Here is an 18,980-nt window from a genome sequence, read left to right on the forward strand (position 1 = left end):
GGGGTGCGCGGGCTCCGGGGCGGCGGCCTCGCGCGGTGAGCATCGGTCGGGTGGGGTTCGGGTGGGCTTACGTGTGGAAGGGCAGGCCCGCGTCGGCGGCCAGCTCCAGGTCGTCCCCGTCGGGGGGCGCGACCAGCGTGGCGCTGCCGTCGCTGACGGGGACGACGCCGAGCTCCAGCAGTTCGGCCATGGCGGCGCTGCCGGCCATGTCACGGACCTGGAGCTGGTAGCGCGCGGTGGTGCGGTAGGCGCCGCCGGCGTCGTCGCCGGTGCGCTGGAGGAAGCCGGAGTCGGCGAGGAAGGCGACCGCCTTGCCGACGATGCCGGTGGTGGATCCGGCCAGCCGGCGGGCGTCCTTGGTGGCGCCGGTGGCGCTGCGGCGGGAGTAGACGCGCCAGGCCGCCTCCAGGCCGGGGGCGTCGGTGGCCGGGTCGGTGTTGTCGCCGCGCTCGTCGGCGCCCTCCTCCAGCCGGCGGCACGCCTGGCGGACGTAGCCGTCGACGCCGAGGACCGTGAGACGGCCGATGTAGGCGTCGTCGGCGAGGTCCTCGGGGCGGGGGAAGGCCATGGCGGCGACCGCGAGGTGGGCCAGGCCGTGGAGGAAGCGGTCGGTGGAGTCGGCGGAGGTGCGGCGGGCGTAGTCGCCCATCCGGACGGCGAAGACGGACTCCTCGTCGGCGCTGATCGCCATGCCGGCGCGCGGGGACACCTCCAGGACGACGAGTCCGAGTCCGGTGGCGACCGCGTCGGCGAGCCGGGCGAAGGGGGCGTCGTCCCGGTAGCGGCGCAGCAGTTCGGCGTACTCCGCGTCGCGGGCCGGCAGCAGCTTGGGCTGGAGCCCGAAGGAGACCAGGCGGGCGGCGTCGGCCGCGTCGGCGGGGGTGACCTGAGCGGCCGGGGTGACGGCGGCTTCCCCGGGCGCTTCCGCCGCGGCGGGGTCGCCCCAGGGGGCGCGCTCGGCGTGCGGTTCGGTCGCTGTCACTGGACGTGCTCCTCGTGCGGGCGTGCGGGTCGGGGGCGCGGCGGGCTGGTGGCCGGTGGTCGACGGCGGCGGGGGGTCATGCCGCTTCCGTGCGGTCGGCGGCCATGCCGACGGCGTCGAGCAGGGCGGTCCCCACGATCAGGTCGGCGCCGCCGAACTCGGGGTCGTCGAGTTCGGTGCCGTCGTCCACGGCGAACAGGAGGCGCTCCTCGCCCTGGCGGTAGGCGGTGCCGACCGGGGGGCTCGCGGCGTGCACGGCGAGCAGGGCGACCAGGTACGGCAGGTCGGGGTCGCGGCGGCGGGCGTCGGCGAGGAGGCCGGAGAGCCGTCGCGGGGCGTCGTGCTCCAGGTCCAGGAGCTCCATGGCCTGAGCGAGTTGTTCCTCGCTGAAGCGGCTGTCGTCGGGGGTGGCGATCAGGTCGGGCTCGGGCATTTCGGCGCCGAGGTGGTCCCGCTCGACGGGGGGCGTCAGCAGCAGGTCGACCAGGTCGGTCAGGCGTACGGACGAGGGGGTGCGCAGACCGGTGCCGCGGGCGAAGAAGGCGTCGGTGACGCGGACGGCGGACTCGACGGGGAGCGGGAGGAGGGGAGCGACGAGTTGGCCGTGGAGGTCGAGTCCGGTGCGGGCGGTGGGGCGGGCGAACGCCTGCCGGTCCTGTTCGGCGCGGAAGAGCGGGCCGGCTTCGAGGAGTCGGGACTGGAGCTGGGTGTGGCGGCGGATGCAGTCCTTGACGATGTCGACGAGTTCGGCGGCGCGGCGCTTGTGCTCGGGGTCCTCGGCCTCGTCGCGCGCCTTGCGGATGTTCGTCAGGATCGCGTTCTCGTGGCGGTAGCGGTCGGCGACGTGGTCGAGCGCTTCGGCGATCAGGTCCGGCACGGCGTTCAGCCAGTCGACCGCGCGGACGTTGCGGCGGGTGGCTTCCAGGGTGCGGCGCAGGGTCTCGGCGTACTGCACGGTGCGGTAGCGGGCCTGTTCGGCGGCGAGCTGGGCGTCGGCGAGCCGGCCGCGGCTGATCAGGACCTCCAACTTGACCTCGGCGGCGATCTGCGCGCTGGTCACGTCGGTGTCGAGGGCGCCGACGAGGACGTTGACCGCTTCGTCGGTGGTGCGGAGGTAGACGCTGCCGCCGTAGCCGGGGACCTCTTCGATCAGTTTGAAGTCGTAGTCACGGCGGGTGTAGACGCCGTCGGTGCCGAAGGTGCCGTACACGGCGCGGAAGCCGCGGTCCACGCTGCCGACGTTGATCAGGTTCTCCAGGACCCAGCGGGCGACGCGCTCGTGTTCGGCGGCGGGGCGGCGGGGGGCCTGGGCGGAGATCCGGGGCAGCAGCCTGGCGACGATCTGTTCGTGGTCGGCGCCGGTGTCGAAGTCCATGTTCAGCGTGACGAGGTCGATGGCCGCGAGGGCGACCTCCGCCATCGCGTAGACCGTGTACTCGCCGGCGAGGTTCGCCTTGCGGGCGTCGAGGTCGTGCAGCGGCGCGGTGCAGGCGAGCGCGCGCAGCCGCCGCGCCAGCCCCTCGTCGGCGGCCGGGCCCTGCGCGGGCCGCGGCCCCGCGCTGAGCTGGGGCGGAACGGGGTCCGTCGAGGCAGGCGAAGTCACGGTGCACAGATTAGGTCCTCGCACTGACACTGGTCGAAACGGCGCAGATGCCGCCCGCCGCGACGACCCCGGCCCGCGGCGGTGCCGGGGCGTTCAGTACGTGTCGGCGCCGTGCACCAGGTGGGCGTACGTCTCGACCATCTGCGCCCGGGAGTCCTCCAGGTACTGCACGAGCAGCCGTTCGGCCGTGGTGGCGTCGCCGGCGCGCAGGGCGTCGAGGATGGCCCGGTTGCGCACCAGATAGGGCTGGTGGAGGCCGCGCGGATCGTCGACGACGTGGAACGCCAGCCGCAGCTCCGCCAGTACGCCCCGCATCAGTTCGTCGGTGCGGGCGCTGCCGGCGAGGGCGACCAGCTCGCGGTGGAAGTGGATGTTCGCCGTGGACACGCCCGTCCAGTCGGCTTCGCGCTCGTGCTGCTCACCGGCGCTGACGGCGGCTTCGAGGGCGGTGACGTCGTACGGCGGGGCGCCGAGGCCGTGGACGACGGCGCACTCCACGAGCTGACGGGTGCGGTAGATGTCGGTGACGTCCTGGACGGCGAGCATCCGGACGAAGACGCCCCGGTTGAGCTGGTGGACGAGCAGTCGCTCGTGGGTCAGCAGGCGGAAGGACTCGCGCAGGGTGTTGCGCGACACTCCGAGCGCCCGGCCGATGACCTCCTCGGACAGGCGTTCGCCGGGGCGGAAGTAGCCCTCGGCGATGCGGGTGCGCAGGATGTCCGCGACGCGTTCGGCCGTGCTCGTGCGGCCGAGCAGCGCGCGATCGTCCGCCAGCCCGCCGACGCCGTCGGACCCGCTCGAACCGCCGGCCCGACTCGCCCCCCGCGAAGCGCTGGGGTCGTCGGCTGCGCTCCGTCCGCCGGGCGCGCCCGCCTCGCCCGTTCCCGTCTCCGTCGCCTTCACGACACCTCTCTCTCCGGCCGGGGGCCGATTCAATCCAGCGCGCACCGGCGCACGGTAGCCATCGTAGAAGGGAAGAACGAGCCAACGCGCCCCTTGTCGGATCGTTCAACGATCCCCTAGCTTGATGGCATCGCACGGTCACCCTCCACGCTCGACACTGCGAGGTGCAGATGAGCACGACTCGGGAACCCGTGCTGCGCCAGGCTCCCCGAAGGGGAGAACGGGCCGTTGCTGTTCGTCGGAGGCCCGGGGCAGGGGACTGCTGTGACACCGCGGGGGAACGAGAAGGGGAGGACTGCACATGACGTGGGCGTCCATCGACCTCAACGCCGACCTGGGCGAGGGCTTCGGCCAGTGGCGGCTGACGGACGACGAGCAGTTGTTGTCCGTGGTCACCAGCGCGAACGTCGCCTGTGGGTTCCACGCCGGGGACGCCATCACTATGCGCCGGGTCTGCGAGTTGGCGGCCGAGCGCTCGGTGCGCATCGGGGCCCATGTGGCGTACCGCGACCTGGCCGGCTTCGGCCGACGCGCCATGGACGTGGCTTTTGACGAGCTGGCGGCCGAAGTCGCCTATCAGATAGGCGCGTTGGAGGTCTTCGCGCGCTCCGCCGGCTCCCGCGTCGCCTACGTCAAGCCGCACGGAGCCCTGTACAACCGGGTGGTGTGGGACGAGGAGCAGGCGGCGGCCGTGGTGGACGGGGTGCTGCTGTCCGGAGAGCGGCTGCCGTTGCTGGGGCTGCCCGGGTCCGCGCTGCACGTGGCGGCGGAGAAGGCCGGGCTGCCGGTGGTCACCGAGGGGTTCGCCGATCGCGCGTACACGGCGGAGGGCGCCTTGGTGCCCCGTGGCCGGGAGGGGGCGGTGCTCACCGATGCGTCGGCCGTGGTCGACCGGTCCGTCAGCATGGCCCGATTCGGCGTGGTCGGCTCGCTCTGTGGACGGTCGGTGTCGGTGCGACCCCGTTCCCTGTGCGTGCACGGGGACACCCCGGGTGCGGTGGCATTGGCACGCCAGGTGCGTCGAGGGCTGGAAGGCGCGGGCGTACGGGTGGGGGCGTTCGCATGAGGTCCCTGCCGGTGGGTGATCGAGCGCTGCTCGTGGAGTTCGCGGACGGACAGGAAGCAGGCGCCCTCCACGCCGAGTTGGTGCGGCGGCGCGCGGCGGGGGAGCTTCCCGCGGTGGCGGAGATCGTGCCCGCGGCCAGGACGGTGCTGCTCGACGGCTTGGCCGACCCGGCCGGCTTCGCCGCCGAGTTGGCCGGGTGGCGCGTGCCGCCGCTGCGTTCCCGGGAGGCGGACGTCGTCGAGGTGCCGGTCCGCTACGACGGGGCCGATCTGGCGGAGGTGGCCGCACTGTGGCGGGTGTCGACGGATGAGGCCGTGGCGATCCACTCGGCGGTCGAGTTCCGGGTCGCCTTCTGCGGGTTCGCCCCGGGCTTCAGCTATCTGACCGGTCTCCCCGCGCGGTACGGGGTGCCCCGCCGGGCCACCCCGCGCACCTCGGTCCCGGCCGGCTCGCTCGCCCTCGCCGGCCCCTACACCGGGGTGTATCCGCGGGCATCGCCCGGTGGCTGGCAGCTCATCGGCAGTGTCGGCAGTACGGACCGCCCGCTGTGGGATCCCCAGCGGGAGCCGGCTGCCCTGTTGTCTCCAGGAGCGCGGGTGCGGTTCGTACCGGATGGCGCATGACGGATCACGCCGTCGCCGTCGTACGGGCCGGAGCGCTGACGACGGTGCAGGACCTGGGCCGATTCGGGCACGCCCACCTCGGGGTGGGGCGGTCAGGGGCGCTCGACGAGCCCGCGGCGCGGTTGGTGAACCGGCTGGTGGGCAATGCCGAGGGGGCCGCGGTGTTGGAGACCACGGTCAACGGGTGCGCCGTGCGGCCACGTCGGGCGGTGACCGTCGCTGTGGGCGGTGCCCCGTGCCCGGTCACCGTCGACGGACGCCCGGTGGCGTGGGGGGCGCCCGTGCGGGTGCCCGCGGGGGCGCTGCTGGAGCTGGGGCCGGCGACGTACGGCGTACGGAGCTATCTGGCCCTCGCCGGCGGGGTCGCCGTCGAACCGGTGCTGGGGAGTCGGGCGACGGATCTGTTGTCGGGGTTGGGGCCCGGGTTTCTCACGGACGGAGTGGTGTTGCCGCTGGGAACGCCGGACGGGGCGCCGGGCCGGGTGGACGGCGTGGTGCCGTGGTCGGGGCCGTCGGCCGAGTTGGTGTTGCGCATCCGCTTCGGGCCCCGCGCGGACTGGTTCACGGCGGCCGCGCTGGGGACCCTCGTGGCCGGTGGCCACCGGGTCTCGGCGGCGAGCAACCGCATCGGCATGCGCCTGGAGGGGCCGGCGCTCCAGCGGGCGCAGGAGGGGGAGCTGCCCAGTGAGGGCATGGTGTTGGGAGCGGTCCAAGTGCCGCCGGACGGTTGTCCGGTGGTCTTCCTGGCCGACCATCCGACGACCGGCGGCTATCCGGTGGTCGCGGTCGTGGACCTGCGCGACCTGCCGGGGGCGGCCCAGGCCGGGCCCGGCACCCCGGTGCGATTCGTCCCGGTGTGACGGGGACCGGTGCGGTGCGGACCGGCGCGGTGCGGCCGGGCGCGAAGGGTGTGCCGGGTTCGGCGAGGGCTTCGGCGCCGGGGGCGGGGGCGGGGGCGGGGGCGGGGGCGGGGGCGGGTCAGTCTTCCGGTGGTCCGTATCCCCCGCCGCCAGGGGTCTTCATCACCAGCACGTCTTCCGGGGCGACGTCCACGGAGTCGACGCCGAGGAGCCGGGTGACGCTGCCGTCGGCGCGCTCCACCGCGTTCTCGCCGAGCGCCCCGGGGCCGCCGCCCGCCATGCCGTAGGGCGCGATGCGCCGGTGCCCGGTCAGCAGCGCCACGGTCATCGGCTCCAGGAAGCGGATGCGGCGCACCACTCCGCAGCCCCCGTGCCAGCGGCCGGTGCCGCCGCTGCCGGTGCGCACGGCGAAGGAGTCCACGCGCACCGGGTAGCGCCACTCCAGGACCTCCGGGTCGGTCAGGCGCGAGTTGGTCATGTGGGTCTGGACGGCGTCCGCGCCGTCGAATCCGTCGCCGGCGCCGGAGCCGCTGGCCACCGTCTCGTAGTACTGGACCCGGTCGTTGCCGAAGGTGAAGTTGTTCATGGTGCCCGAGCCTTCGGCCTGCACGCCGAGGGCGGCGTACAGCGCTCCCGTGACGGCCTGGGACGTCTCCACGTTCCCCGCGACGGTCGCCGCGGGGTGCTCGGGCGCGAGCATCGACCCGGCGGGGACGCGGACCTCCAGGGGCTCCAGACAGCCGCTGTTCAGGGGGATGTCCTCACCGACGAGGGTGCGGAAGACGTAGAGCACGGCCGCCGTCACCACGGAGGTGGGGGCGTTGGCGTTGCCGGGCAGTTGGGGCGAGGTGCCGGCGAAGTCCAGCACGGCGCTGCGCGCCGCACGGTCCACCCGCAGCGCGACCCGGATCACCGCGCCGCCGTCCGTCTCGTAGCGGTACGCGCCGTCCGCCAGCCCGGCGACGATGCGGCGCACCGACTCCGCCGCGTTGTCGCGCACGTGCCGCATGTAGGCGTGCACGACGTCGAGCCCGAACTGGTCGACCATGCGGTTCAGTTCGGCGATGCCCTTCTCGTTGGCGGCGATCTGGGCGCGCAGGTCGGCGAGGTTCACGTCCGGTGCCCGCGAGGGGTAGCGCCCGGCGGTGAGCAGTTCGCGGGTGTCCGCCTCCCGCAGCCGCCCGTCCCGCACCAGCAGCCAGTTGTCGAAGAGGACGCCCTCCTCCTCGATGGTGGTGCTGAAGGCGGGCATCGAGCCGGGGGTGACGCCCCCGATCTCGGCGTGGTGGCCGCGCGAGGCGACCAGGAACCGCAGCCGGGGACCGTCCGCCCCCGCCGCACCGGCGTCGTCGGCGCCGAACACCGGGGTCACCACGGTCACGTCGGGCAGATGGGTGCCGCCGTGGTACGGATCGTTGATCGCGTACACGTCCCCGGGCCGCAGCCGGTCCCGGTTGCGGCGCAGCACCTCCTTGATCGACTCGCCCATGGAGCCGAGGTGCACGGGGATGTGGGGGGCGTTGGCGATGAGGTTGCCGTCCGGGTCGAAGAGGGCGCAGGAGAAGTCCAGCCGCTCCTTGATGTTCACGGAGTGGGCGGTGTTCTCCAGCCGGACGCCCATCTGCTCGGCGATGGCCATGAAGAGGTTGTTGAAGACCTCCAGCAGCACCGGGTCCACGTCCGTGCCGACCGCGACGCGTTCGGGCCGGGCCGTGACGCGGGTCAGCAGCAGTTCCCCGCCGGCGCCGGCCTGGGCCCGCCACCCGGGGTCGACGACGGTGGTCGCGTCCGCCTCCGCGACGATCGCAGGGCCGGTCACCGCGTCCCCGGTGCGCAGGTCCGTGCGCCGGTGCAGCGGTACGTCCCGCCAGGCGCCGGCGACGTACATCGGCACCAGGTCGAACGGCCCGGCACCACCGGACCCGGCACCACCGGACCCGGCACCACCGGACCCGGCACCGACGCCGTCTTCGCCCCGGTGCTCCCCCGCCGCGCCGGTCGCCTCCACCGACACCGCCTCGACGACCAGCGGCTTGTCCATGGTGAAGGCGTACCGGGCGCGGTGGGCGGCCTCGAAGGCGTCCCGCATCTCGTCTTCGTCCGCGAGGGGTACCGGCAGGTGTGCGTCCGTGCCGGCGTACCGCAGCAGCACCTTCGCGCGGGTGCTGATCGCCGCGTCCGCGATGCCGTCGGCCCGCAGTTCTCCGCGGGTGCGGTCGGCGAGGTCGCGGCACAGCTCCCGCACCCGGGAGACGGCCCCCGCGGTCAACTCGGCCTCCACGGACTGCTCGCGCATGGCGGTGGCGTCGGCGAGCCCGATGCCGTACGCCGAGAGCACCCCGGCCAGCGGCGGCACGAGCACCGTGGAGATGCCGAGCGCGTCGGCGACGGCGCAGGCGTGCTGGCCGCCGGCGCCGCCGAAGGAGTTCAGGGCGTAGCGCGTGACGTCGTGGCCGCGCTGCACGGAGATCTTCTTCACCGCGTTCGCCATGTTGAGGACGGCGATCTCCAGGAAGCCGGCGGCGACGTCCTCGGGCGCGGGCCCGGTCGAGGTCTCCTGGCGCACCCGGGCGGCGAGTTCGGTGAAGCGCTCGCGGACCACGGCGGCGTCCAGGCGTTGATTGCCGTCCGGTCCGAAGACGGCGGGGAAGTGGGCGGGTTGGACGCGGCCGAGCATGACGTTGGCGTCGGTGACGGTCAGCGGTCCGCCGCGGCGGTAGCAGGCGGGGCCGGGCGCGGCGCCCGCCGAGTCGGGGCCCACGCGGTAGCGGCGGCCGTCGAAGTGGAGCACCGATCCGCCGCCCGCGGCGACGGTGTGGATGCTCATCATGGGTGCGCGCATCCGGACGCCGGCGACCTGGGTGCCCAGTTCGCGTTCGAACTCCCCCGCGTAGTGCGACACGTCGGTGGAGGTGCCGCCCATGTCGAAGCCGATGACCCGTTCGTGGCCGGCGCGCCCGGCGGTGCGGGCCATGCCGACCACTCCCCCGGCCGGACCGGAGAGCACCGCGTCCTTGCCCCGGAAGTGGGCGGCCTCCCGCAGCCCGCCGTTGGACTGCATGAACTGCAGCCGGATGCCGGGGAGTTCGGCCGCCACCTCGTCCACGTACCGCCGCAGGATCGGCGAGAGGTACGCGTCGACGGCGGTGGTGTCGCCCCGGGGGACGAGCTTGATCAGCGGGCTGACCTCGTGGGAGCAGCTGACCTGGGTGAAGCCGAGGTCGCGCGCGGCCCGGGCGATCTGCGTCTCGTGGGCGCGGTGGCGGTAGCCGTGCACCAGGACGACGGCCGCGCTGCGGAAGCCGTCGGCGCGGGCCGCGGCGAGCCGTTCGGTGACGGCCGCCAGGTCCAGCGGGCGCACGACGGCGCCGTGGGCGTCGACGCGTTCGGGCACCTCGACGACCCGCTCGTAGACGGCCTGCGGCAGCAGGATGCGGCGGTCGAAGATGCGGGGGCGGTTTTGGTAGGCGATCCGCAGGGCGTCGCCGAAGCCCTCGGTGATCACCAGGACCGTCGGCTCGCCGCGCCGCTCCAGCAGGGCGTTGGTGGCGACCGTGGTGCCCATCTTGACGCAGGAGACCCGGTCGGCGGGGACGGGTTCGTCCGGCCGCAGGCCGAGCAGCAGCCGGATGCCGGCGACGGCCGCGTCGCGGTAGCGCTCGGGGTCGTGGGAGAGGAGCTTGCGGGTGACCAGGCGTCCGTCGGGGCGTCTGCCCACGACGTCGGTGAAGGTGCCGCCGCGGTCGATCCAGAACTCCCAGGGACCGGTCATCCCCCCATTGTGGCAAGCGGACGACCGGCGGACACGGCGGCGGAACGGGCCGGGGCACGGCAGTGCGCAACGGTCGGGCCGCGGTGGGCGGCGGGGCCGGCGGACGGGTCCGGGTTCGGACCCGCCCGCCCTCGTGCGTGCGGGGCGCGCCGTGCGTCAGATCGCCGGGGTGTCCGGACTGATCCTGCTGCGTACGGCCGTCTGGACCTCGTCCTCCTCGGCCGGGTCGGCGGCGAGGCGGCGCAGGCGTTCGGCGACGCGGATGTCGCCCGTCTCGGCGTGGCGGGCGGCCACTTCGCGGGTCGTCTCCTCGCAGTCCCAGAGGCACTCAACGGCGAAGCCGGCCGCGAAGGAGGGGTCGGTGGCGGCCAGGGCGCGCGCGGCGCGACCTCTGAGCTGGGAGGAGGCCGTTTCTCGGTAGACGTGGCGCAGGACGGGGGCGGCGCAGGCGATGCCCAGGCGGCCGGTCCCGTCGACGAGCGTCCAAAGGAGGGGGGCGTCCGGCCCGTCGGCCCGGACGGTTTCGCGCAGGGCGCCCAGGACCAACTGGGCGTCGCCGGCGGTGCCCCGGCAGGCGAGCACGCAGGCGGCGGAGGCGCCGAGCGCGTCGGGGCGGTGGACCCAGCCGCGGGCGCGGTCCACGGCCGCCTCGCCGCACATCCGCTCGAAGGCGGCGATCGCGGCGTCGGCGACCGTGCGGGAGCCCGTGGAGGCGGCGAGTTCGACCAGGTCGAGGACGGCCGGGTCGCGGGATTCGGCGAGGTAGTGCAGGGCGGCGCTGCGTGCGCCGTCGCCGCCCTCGCGCGCAGCGGTGACGATCAGGGCACGGTCCTCCGCGGCGGCGACCGCGGTGAGGCACCGGGCGGCGGGGACGTGCAGCGCGACACCGCGCGCCGCGCCCTCGTCGGCCCAGTCGAAGATCGCCTGGACGCTCCAGCCCGGTCGCGGCCCGCTGGGCCGCATCTGGCGCTGCCAGCGGTCGAAGGACCCGGCTTCCTGGGCGGCCCGCACCCGGGCGCCCACGCCCTCGCGCGGGTCGTCGGCCCACAGCCGCCACGGCCGTGGCTCGAAGGCGTCGCGCACGGTGACGGCCAGGTCGGCGTCGCCCTCCGGGGTGGCGGGGAATCTGGCCAGGATCGGAGTGGCGAGGGAGCGCAGCCCGGCGTCGTCGTCACGCAGCGCGAGCTCGTCGAGGGCCCAGGCCCAGTTGGAGCCGCGGGCGGCGTAGTCGCGCAACATCTCCAGGGCGTCCCGCCTGCCGTAGGAGGCGAGGTGGCCGAGGACGGCGAGCGCGAGCCCGGTGCGCGCCTCGTCGGGGTCGACGAGGTCGTCGGTGTCGCACAGGTGGTGCTGGATCGCCTCCAGACCGCCGTGCAGGTCCAGGTAGAGGCGTGCGTAGTAGAGGGAGCGGTTCTCGACCTGCCAGTCCTTGCGGGGGTCGTTCAGTACGCAGTGGTTGAGGGCGGCGAGCGCTTCGTCGCGCGGGGCGGCGAGCGCGTGCAGCGTGCCGTCGCCGCGGCCCCTCTGCAGCAGGCCGAGCAGCGTGCCGCTCGGCGCTATGACTGGATCGAACATGGGGAAAGCCTCACATCAAGCTCTCGACGCGACCGGTGAACGTGGGTGCCTAGGCCGCGCAGCAGCACGCCGAGCCGTCCGTCGCCTTGATCGCTTCACGCGCCTTCTGCTTGGTGCAGACCATCTTCTTCGCCTCTCGTCGGTGGGCCCCAGGGGAATTCCCGGTGATGTCCAGGGCAGGACCCGTCGTCATGATGACCCACCCATATCGCCACCGCGACCACATTTACGACGTCCCTCCCGGGGCGGCCGGACGGCCTCCGGGCGGCGACGACGGAAACTCTCCGTGACGAAACGGTGGGTGCCCGGCGGCTCACTCGTCGCCGAACAGCCTCAGAAGCTCTGTCTTCCCAAACATCCGCGCGGTATCCACGGCGGAGGGAGTTCCCGCGCGCGGATCGGCGCCGCGGGCCAGCAGCACGCGGACGACGTCGTCCTCCCCCTTGAACACCGCGCCGGCGAGCGGCGTCTGCCCGCGGTCGTTGGGGCGGTCCGGCTCGGCGCCGCGGGCGAGGAGCGCCTCGACCGCCGCGGAGTGGCCGTGGTAGGCGGCGAGCATCACGAGGGTGTCGCCGCGGTCGTTCGTCAGGTTGGCGGGCACTCCGGCGTCGACGTACGCAGCCAGCGCCTCGGTCTCGCCACGGCGAGCCAGGTCGAAGACCTTGGTCGCGAGTTCGATCACTTCCGGATCGGGGGACTCGCTCATCGGAAGGACCTCCTTTTGCTCCGTTGACCTGGGCGTACGGCGGGAACAGCCGTACGAGCGCATCGATAGGGCGACAGGTTACTGCCCGCGGCGGGGGCCGTGCCCCGCGACCGCGGGGAGCGCATGTCGACGCGCGGACCGATGTGCACCATTTCAGTGAAGTTCATTACTTTTCACTCTTTTGCACCTTTAATCGCATATGTGATTCCTGTGAGGTTGGAAGTACTCATGGTGACTGTCCCCTCACCCAGGAGAACCTCACATGATCCTCTCCATCTCCGGCGTGGTCCTGCTCGCGATCATCGTCTTCCTCTTCTTCAAGAAGGATGGTCTGAAGGCGTCCCACGCCCTGGTGTGCGCACTCTTCGGATTCTTCCTGGCGGGCACCGCCATCGCCCCCAGCATCACGGCCGGCAGCCAGAGCCTGGCCAGCCTGCTGGGCGGCATCAAGTTCTGACCGGCGAACCGCCCCCCGTACCGCACGATCCCAGGAGAACGACGTGGCCCGGCTACCGCTCCCCCGCATCCTGAGCACCGGATCCGCGCACATCGCCCGGAGTCGGGAGTTCGCCCGCACCGCCGCGGACGGCGCCACCGACGTCCTCCATCCGCTGATCACGGTCTCCCGCGGGCTGCGCCAACTGACGGGCCTGGCCCGGCAGAAGTGGCTCGCCACCCCGAAGGAGAAGCGCGGCCCCCTGCTCTTCTTCGTCGCGGTCGGCGTGCTGGTGGTGGCCTTCGTCCCGTACGGGCCCCTGACGTCCCTGATCGCGCTGATGGCCGCGGCCGCCTGGAAGGGGCGGGTGCGCACGCCCGTGCGGACCGGCCCCGACGAGGCCGAGGCCGGTCGGCTCCAGGCGCTCTACGACGCCCTCGTGCCGTACTTCTCGAACCCGGACGACCCGGCTCCGCTCTTCGCCCACGGCGGGCAGTGGAGCAGCGCCTTCAGCGACCACGCCTTCGACGGCGCCGGCCGGCTGACCGCGCTGCGCATCTCCTACCCCGCCTACTTCACCGACGGCGAGGAGGAGTCCAGGGCGCGGATCGAGCAGGTGCTGCACGCCAAGTCCGGGCGGGGGCGGGAGTACCGCTTCGACTGGGACGAGGAGGGCAACCACCTGCTGATGACGGTGCTGCCGGCGCTGGCGACCACCATCGCCGCCCAGCGCTTCGTGACCGCGCCGGGCGAGACCGTGCTCGGCTTCACCGACGCCGACGCGGTGCAGCGCACCGTGCCCGTCGCGGACGGCGCCGACACCCGGGACGCGCCCCCGGTCATCTGGCGCACCGGCCCCCGCTCCACCGAGCCCCATCTGCTGGCCGTGGGCGAGCCCGGCAGCGGGACCACCACCCTGGTGCGTTCGATCGCCCTCCAGGCGCTGGCCCACGGCGACGTGCTGATCGTGGAGGGCAGCGGCACCGGAGAGTACGCCTGTCTGACCGGACGCAACGGGGTGCTCGCCGTGGAGTGCGCGCTCTCCGGCGCCCTGGCGAGCTTGGAGTGGGCGGCCCGGGAGACCGAGCGGCGGCTGATCGCCGCGAACCGCGCCCGCCAGGCCGGACTGCCCGCACCCGACGACACCAAGCGCCCGCTGTGGATCCTGGTGGACCGCCCGTCCGTCTTCGGGCACCTGGCCGCGGCCGACGGGCACCCCGATCCGCAGGAGCTACTGGCGGTGCCGCTGCGGCACGGCCGGGCGGCGCACGTCACCGTCGTGGTGGCCGAGCAGTCCGACTGCCTGGACGAGCTGTGCGAGGCGGTGCTGCTGCACACCCGCGCCCGGGTCGTGCTCGGGGCGGCCGACTTCGAGCAGGTCGAGGCCGTGCTCGGGGCGGTGCCGCAGACCACGCCCGCGCCGCACGTGCCGCCGGGCCGCGGCTACGCCCGCCTCGGCACCGGCCCCGTCCTGCGCCTCCAGGTGCCGGCGACGCCCGACCCGTACGACGACGCGACCGCCCACGAACAGCGGCAGGCCGTACTGGAACTGCTGCCCGAACGGCCCGAAGAGCCGGTGCGGGGCGCGGGGTACGAGCAGTTCGACGCGTACGACGCCCGCTCCGCCGAGCCGGTGTCGATCCCCGCGGCGAAGGTCGACGGGCCGGCCCCTCCCGCGGACACCGCACGCCCGGTTCCCGCGGAGGGCTGATCCGCCCCGAGCGCCCTCACGCCACGAAGGTGCGCGGCGCCTCCGCCCCCGTCGTCGCCCCGCTGCGGACCAGCCGTGCCGCCGCGGCCAGCCGCACCGCCGCCTCGTCCGCGACCGGCCCGCTCACCGTGAACGGCAGCCGGACGAAGCCCTCGAAGGCCCCGTCCACCCCGAACCGCGGCCCGGACGGCACCCGTACGCCCACCCGCTCGCCCGCCTCCGCGAGCCGGGAGCCGGACAGCCCGCCCGTGCGGACCCAGAGCGTGAGCCCGCCGCGGGGGACGGTGAACTCCCAGTCGGGCAGCTCCCTGCGCACCGCGCTCACCAGCGCGTCCCGGTTCTCCCGCGCCTGCGCGCGGCGCACCGCGACCGCCTCGTGCCATCCGCCGGTGCGCATCAGCCAGTGCACGCCGAGCTGCTCCAGGACCGGGGTGCCGAGGTCCGCGTAGGCCCGGGCGGCGACCAGCGAGCGGATCACGTCGGGCGCGGCCCGCACCCAGCCGATGCGCATCCCGGCCCAGAACGCCTTGCTGGCGGAGCCGACCGTGACCACCGTGCCGCCCGCGGGGTCGAAGGCGCACACGGGCCGGGGCATCGGCGAGCCGTCGTCGTCCAGGTCCAGTTCGGCCATGGTCTCGTCGACCACCAGCACGGTCCCCGCCGAACGGGCCGCCTCCACCAGGCCGCGGCGCTGGTCCTCGTCGGCGAGTGCGCCGGTGGGGTTGTGGAAGTCGGCGACGACGTACGCCAGTCGGGGCGCCGCCTGGCGCAGCACCTGCCGCCAGCGCGCCAGGTCCCAGCCGCCGAGCTCCTCCTCCATCGCGACCGGCACCAGCCGGGCCCCGGCCTCCCGCATCAGCTGGAGGATGTTGGCGTACGACGGCGACTCGACGGCGATCCGCTCGCCGCGGCCGGCGAAGAGGTGGCACAGGGCGTCCATGGCGCCCATCGCCCCGGTGGTGACCATGATCTGTTCGGGCATGGTGGGGATGCCCTGCGCCGTGTAGCGGTCGGCCAGCATCTGGCGCAGCACGGGGATGCCCGCGGGGTAGTCGCCGTGGGTGTGCGCGTACGGCGGCAGTTCGTCCAGCGCGCCCTGGAAGCTGCGGGTGAGCCAGGGCTCCGGGGCCGGCAGCGCGGCGCAGCCGAGGTCGATCACGGACCCCAGCGACTCGGGCGGCAGCGGTTCCAGGCCGCGCGCCGGCAGGGGGTTGCCGGCCGGCACCGCGGTCCAGCTTCCGGCGCCCCGGCGGGATTCGAGGAAGCCCTCCGCGCGCAGCGCCTCGTACGCCGCGGCGACCGTGGTGCGGCTCACGCTGAGCGAGAGGGCGAGTTCGCGCTCGGCAGGCAGTCGGGCGGCGACCGGAACGCGGCCCTCCAGGACGAGCAGCCGGATGCCGTCGGCGAGCGCCCGGTAGGCGGGCGGCTTGCGGGTGCCGGGGCCGGCCGGGCGGTGCTGCTGGGCGGCGAGTTGTCGGGCGAGCTGAGCCGCGCCCACGGCAGAAGTCCACTGAGCCATGGAAGTCAGTCCACCTTCCTTGAATTGGCCATGGTTGGCAGCTACTCAATGGCCACAGGGTGTCATGAGTCAGTCCACCATCGCCAGGAGGGGTCCTCACATGTCCGAGGAATCGATCGCACCGACGGCTCCGGGGCGGACCGCGCCTCCCGCGAGGGCGTCGGCTGCCGCGGCCGTGCCCTCGCGCCGTCTGCCGCGACGGCTCGCCCAGCTCTACGCGGGGCTGGTGCTGTACGGGATCAGCGCCGCGATGATGGTCCGCGCCGGCCTCGGGCTCGACCCGTGGGGCGTGTTCCACCAGGGGCTGGCCGAGCGGACCGGGCTGACCATCGGGGTGGTGACCACCATCGCCGGCGTGCTGGTGCTCCTCGCGTGGATCCCGCTGCGCCAGCGGCCCGGGCTGGGCACGGTCTCCAACGTGCTGGTCATCGGCTTCGCGATGGACGCCACCCTGTACTTCCTGCCCGCCGCGCGGGGGCTCGCGGTGCAGATCCCGGCCCTGGTCGCGGCCGTGGTGCTGAACGGTGCGGCCACCGGCCTCTACATCGCGGCGCGCTTCGGGCCCGGCCCGCGGGACGGCCTGATGACCGGGCTGCACCGGGTCACCGGCCGCTCCATCCGGCTGGTGCGCACCGGCATCGAGGTGGCGGTGGTCGCCAGCGGCGTCCTGCTCGGCGGCACGGTGGGCGTGGGGACGATCGCGTACGCCCTGGGCATCGGCCCGCTGGCCCAGGCGTTCCTGCGGATCTTCGCCGTGCCCGGTGCGGGGCCGGAAGCCGGGTCCGACGAAGCACCCGAGAGCCGCGTGGTGGCCCGTGGGCGGGCCGCCGCGGGCGCACCGGACGCCGAAGCCGGGGCCGGAGGGGCGATACTGCGGCAGTGACCCGCGTACCGAGACCCCGACCGTGCCACCCCGCGCTGGACCACCCCTCCGTGCTGCCGTTCGCCCACCGCGGCGGGGCGGCGGACGGGCTGGAGAACACGGCCGCGGCCTTCCGGCGCGCCGCCGCCCTCGGCTACCGCCACTTCGAGACCGACGTCCACACGACCGCGGACGGTCGGCTCGTCGCCTTCCACGACGCGACCCTGGACCGGGTGACGGACGTCGGCGGCCGGATCGCCGAGCTGCCGTGGCGCGAGGTGCAGCGGGCCAGGGTGGGCGGACGGGAGCCGCTGCCGCTCTTCGAGGAGCTGGTGGAGGAGTTCCCGGGCGCGCGGTGGAACGTGGACATCAAGGCCGAGTCGGCGCTGGAGCCGCTGGTGGACCTGGTGCACCGGGCGCGGCTGTGGGACCGGTTGTGCGTGGGGTCCTTCTCCGAGGGCCGGATCGCCCGGGCCGCCAAGCTCGCCGGGCCGCGCCTCGCCACCTCGTACGGCGTGCGCGGCGTCGTGGGGTTGCGGCTGCGCTCGCTGGGGCTGCCCGCGGCGGTGCGGGCGGGCGCGGTCTGCGTCCAGGTGCCCGAGACCCGGGGCGGCGTCCGGGTGGTGGACCGCCGCTTCGTGCGGACCGCGCACGCGCTGGGGCTCCAGGTCCACGTGTGGACGGTGAACGACCCCGACCGGATGGGCGCCCTGCTCGACCTGGGGGTGGATGGCATCATGACCGATCGTCTGGAGACGCTGCGCGCGGTGCTGACCGATCGAGGTGCCTGGGTCTGACCCGCGCGTCCGCACCGTGCACGAACGAGGGGGTGCGGCATGACCGCCGGGACCGCGGAGCACGAAGGGGCTGCGGGCGACGGGCCCGGGCCGGACCGGACCGACGGCGACGCGCGGCGGGAGCGCCGGCGCGAACAGCACGGCTGGTACGCGTACGACTTCGCCTGCTCGGTGTACTCGACGAGCGTGGTCACCGTCTTCCTGGGGCCGTACCTGACGTCGGTGGCGAAGGCCGCGGCGGACGCCGAGGGGTACGTGCACCCGCTGGGCGTCCCGGTCCGGGCGGGCTCCGTCTTCCCCTACGCGATCTCCGCCTCGATCGTGCTGGCGGTGGTGCTGATGCCGCTGGCGGGCGCGTGGGCGGACCGCACGGGCCGCAAGAAGCCGCTGCTGGCCGTCGCCGCGTACACCGGCGCCACCGCGACCTGCGCCATGTTCCTGCTGGACGGCGACCGCTATCTGCTCGGCGCCGCGCTGCTGATCGTCGCCAACGCGTCACTCGCGGTGTCGATGGTGCTCTACAACGCCTACCTGCCGCAGATCGCGGCCCCCGAAGAACGCGACGCGGTCTCCTCGCGCGGCTGGGCCTTCGGCTACGCCTCCGGGGCGCTGATGCTGGTGCTCAACCTGGTGCTGTACGCGGGCCACGAGCGCTTCGGGCTCTCCGAGTCCGAAGCGGTGCGGATCTGTCTGGCCTCGGCCGGCCTGTGGTGGGGCGCCTTCACGCTCGTCCCGCTGCGGCGGCTGCGGGACCGCGGGGCGCCCCGGGAGGGCCACGCGGCGCAGCCGGGCGGCTGGCGGCAGCTCGTCGCGACCTTGCGGGACATGCGCCGGCACCCGCTGACGCTGTCGTTCCTGCTGGCGTACCTCGTCTACAACGACGGCGTCCAGACGGTGATCTCCCAGGCGTCGGTGTACGGCTCCGAGGAGTTGGGGCTCGGGCAGACGACGCTGATCGTGGCGGTGCTGCTGGTGCAGGTGCTGGCGGTGGCGGGGGCGCTGTGGCTGGGGCGGCTGGCCCGCACCCGCGGCGCCAAGCGCGTCGTGCTCGGCTCGCTGGCCGCGTGGACCGCGATCCTGGCGGCGGGCTACTTCCTCCCGGCCGGCGAGCCCGCGTGGTTCTTCGCGCTCGCGGCGGGGATCGGGCTGGTGCTCGGCGGCAGCCAGGCGCTGTCCCGCTCCCTCTTCTCCCATCTGGTGCCGCGCGGCAAGGAGGCGGAGTACTTCGCCGCGTACGAGATGAGCGACCGGGGCCTGAGCTGGCTCGGGCCGCTGGTGTTCGGGCTCGCGTACCAGCTCACCGGGAGCTATCGCGACGCGATCCTCTCGCTCGTGGCCTTCTTCGTCCTCGGCTTCGTCCTGCTGGCGCGGGTCCCGGTGCGCCGGGCGGTGGCCGCCGCGGGCAATCCCGTGCCGGACCGGATTTAGACGTTGAAGTGAAAGGCCGGTAGTGTACGCGTTTGGCCTGCCAGGCGGACCGTTACTGCGCACTGAGGAAGCGGCATCACTGGGTGACACTTTCTGTCAGATGTGACAAACCGGGCACTGGTGGGTACTTCAACCTA

15 protein-coding genes are annotated in these 18,980 nt (G+C 74.1%); 8 read left to right on the top strand and 7 right to left on the bottom strand.

Annotated elements, in window-relative coordinates; all coding sequences use genetic code 11:
• Nucleotides 1–67: 67 nt before the first annotated feature.
• The 3 genes from ACH4E8_RS32075 to ACH4E8_RS32085 form a co-directional block, all read right to left on the bottom strand.
• On the bottom strand, nucleotides 68–982 hold the full coding sequence (locus tag ACH4E8_RS32075; RefSeq protein ID WP_398454946.1) for a hypothetical protein: 915 nt from the start codon (nucleotides 980–982) through the stop codon (nucleotides 68–70).
• Between the two features lie 76 nt (nucleotides 983–1,058).
• Nucleotides 1,059–2,585: a hypothetical protein gene (locus ACH4E8_RS32080; protein ID WP_398454948.1), complete on the bottom strand. Its 1,527-nt coding sequence runs from the start codon at nucleotides 2,583–2,585 to the stop codon at nucleotides 1,059–1,061.
• A gap of 93 nt (nucleotides 2,586–2,678) precedes the next feature.
• Nucleotides 2,679–3,359: a GntR family transcriptional regulator gene (locus ACH4E8_RS32085; protein WP_398455142.1), complete on the bottom strand. Its 681-nt coding sequence runs from the start codon at nucleotides 3,357–3,359 to the stop codon at nucleotides 2,679–2,681.
• A 430-nt stretch (nucleotides 3,360–3,789) separates the two neighbouring features.
• On the opposite strand from ACH4E8_RS32085, the gene ACH4E8_RS32090 reads away from it, so the two are divergent.
• The 3 genes from ACH4E8_RS32090 to ACH4E8_RS32100 are packed head-to-tail and all read left to right on the top strand — an operon-like array spanning nucleotide 3,790 to nucleotide 6,037.
• Nucleotides 3,790–4,554: a LamB/YcsF family protein gene (locus ACH4E8_RS32090; protein WP_398454950.1), complete on the top strand. Its 765-nt coding sequence runs from the start codon at nucleotides 3,790–3,792 to the stop codon at nucleotides 4,552–4,554.
• A complete protein-coding gene (locus ACH4E8_RS32095; RefSeq protein WP_398454952.1) occupies nucleotides 4,551–5,177 on the top strand; it encodes an allophanate hydrolase subunit 1 in 627 nt (208 codons plus the stop codon). Before ACH4E8_RS32090 ends, ACH4E8_RS32095 begins: the two co-directional genes overlap by 4 nt.
• Nucleotides 5,174–6,037, top strand: a complete 864-nt coding sequence (locus tag ACH4E8_RS32100; RefSeq protein WP_398454954.1) for a biotin-dependent carboxyltransferase family protein — start codon at nucleotides 5,174–5,176, stop codon at nucleotides 6,035–6,037. The genes ACH4E8_RS32095 and ACH4E8_RS32100 overlap by 4 nt, the downstream gene beginning before the upstream one ends.
• Nucleotides 6,038–6,155: 118 nt before the next feature.
• Here ACH4E8_RS32100 and ACH4E8_RS32105 read toward each other — a convergent pair whose 3' ends face one another.
• From ACH4E8_RS32105 to ACH4E8_RS32115, 3 genes are all read right to left on the bottom strand, one after another.
• Entirely contained in the window at nucleotides 6,156–9,809 is a 3,654-nt protein-coding gene (locus tag ACH4E8_RS32105) for a hydantoinase B/oxoprolinase family protein (protein WP_398454956.1), read from the bottom strand.
• 156 nt (nucleotides 9,810–9,965) lie between these two features.
• Nucleotides 9,966–11,384 (bottom strand): HEAT repeat domain-containing protein, encoded by a 1,419-nt coding sequence (locus ACH4E8_RS32110; RefSeq protein WP_398454958.1) that lies wholly within the window; start codon nucleotides 11,382–11,384, stop codon nucleotides 9,966–9,968.
• Between the two features lie 313 nt (nucleotides 11,385–11,697).
• Entirely contained in the window at nucleotides 11,698–12,090 is a 393-nt protein-coding gene (locus tag ACH4E8_RS32115) for an ankyrin repeat domain-containing protein (RefSeq protein WP_398454960.1), read from the bottom strand.
• A 262-nt stretch (nucleotides 12,091–12,352) separates the two neighbouring features.
• Here ACH4E8_RS32115 and ACH4E8_RS32120 point away from each other — a divergent pair, with 262 nt between their 5' ends.
• Nucleotides 12,353–12,547, top strand: coding sequence for a hypothetical protein (locus ACH4E8_RS32120; RefSeq protein WP_358824785.1), 195 nt, complete (start codon nucleotides 12,353–12,355; stop codon nucleotides 12,545–12,547).
• A gap of 43 nt (nucleotides 12,548–12,590) precedes the next feature.
• Entirely contained in the window at nucleotides 12,591–14,237 is a 1,647-nt protein-coding gene (locus ACH4E8_RS32125; RefSeq protein ID WP_398454962.1) for a hypothetical protein, read from the top strand.
• A 16-nt stretch (nucleotides 14,238–14,253) separates the two neighbouring features.
• On the opposite strand, the gene ACH4E8_RS32130 is transcribed toward ACH4E8_RS32125, so the two are convergent.
• Nucleotides 14,254–15,756 (bottom strand): PLP-dependent aminotransferase family protein, encoded by a 1,503-nt coding sequence (locus ACH4E8_RS32130; RefSeq protein WP_398454964.1) that lies wholly within the window; start codon nucleotides 15,754–15,756, stop codon nucleotides 14,254–14,256.
• A 100-nt stretch (nucleotides 15,757–15,856) separates the two neighbouring features.
• Here ACH4E8_RS32130 and ACH4E8_RS32135 point away from each other — a divergent pair, with 100 nt between their 5' ends.
• Genes ACH4E8_RS32135 through ACH4E8_RS32145 form a run of 3 tightly spaced genes read left to right on the top strand, consistent with a single transcriptional unit; the run spans nucleotide 15,857 to nucleotide 18,843 of the window.
• Complete coding sequence (locus ACH4E8_RS32135; RefSeq protein WP_398454966.1) at nucleotides 15,857–16,639, top strand: YitT family protein; 783 nt, start codon at nucleotides 15,857–15,859, stop codon at nucleotides 16,637–16,639.
• Nucleotides 16,636–17,415 (top strand): glycerophosphodiester phosphodiesterase, encoded by a 780-nt coding sequence (locus tag ACH4E8_RS32140; RefSeq protein ID WP_398454968.1) that lies wholly within the window; start codon nucleotides 16,636–16,638, stop codon nucleotides 17,413–17,415. The genes ACH4E8_RS32135 and ACH4E8_RS32140 overlap by 4 nt, the downstream gene beginning before the upstream one ends.
• Nucleotides 17,416–17,454: 39 nt before the next feature.
• A complete protein-coding gene (locus ACH4E8_RS32145) occupies nucleotides 17,455–18,843 on the top strand; it encodes an MFS transporter (protein WP_398454970.1) in 1,389 nt (462 codons plus the stop codon).
• Nucleotides 18,844–18,980: the final 137 nt, after the last annotated feature.

The sequence above is a fragment of the Streptomyces sp. NPDC017979 genome, from assembly GCF_044328175.1.
Classification (GTDB): domain Bacteria; phylum Actinomycetota; class Actinomycetes; order Streptomycetales; family Streptomycetaceae; genus Streptomyces.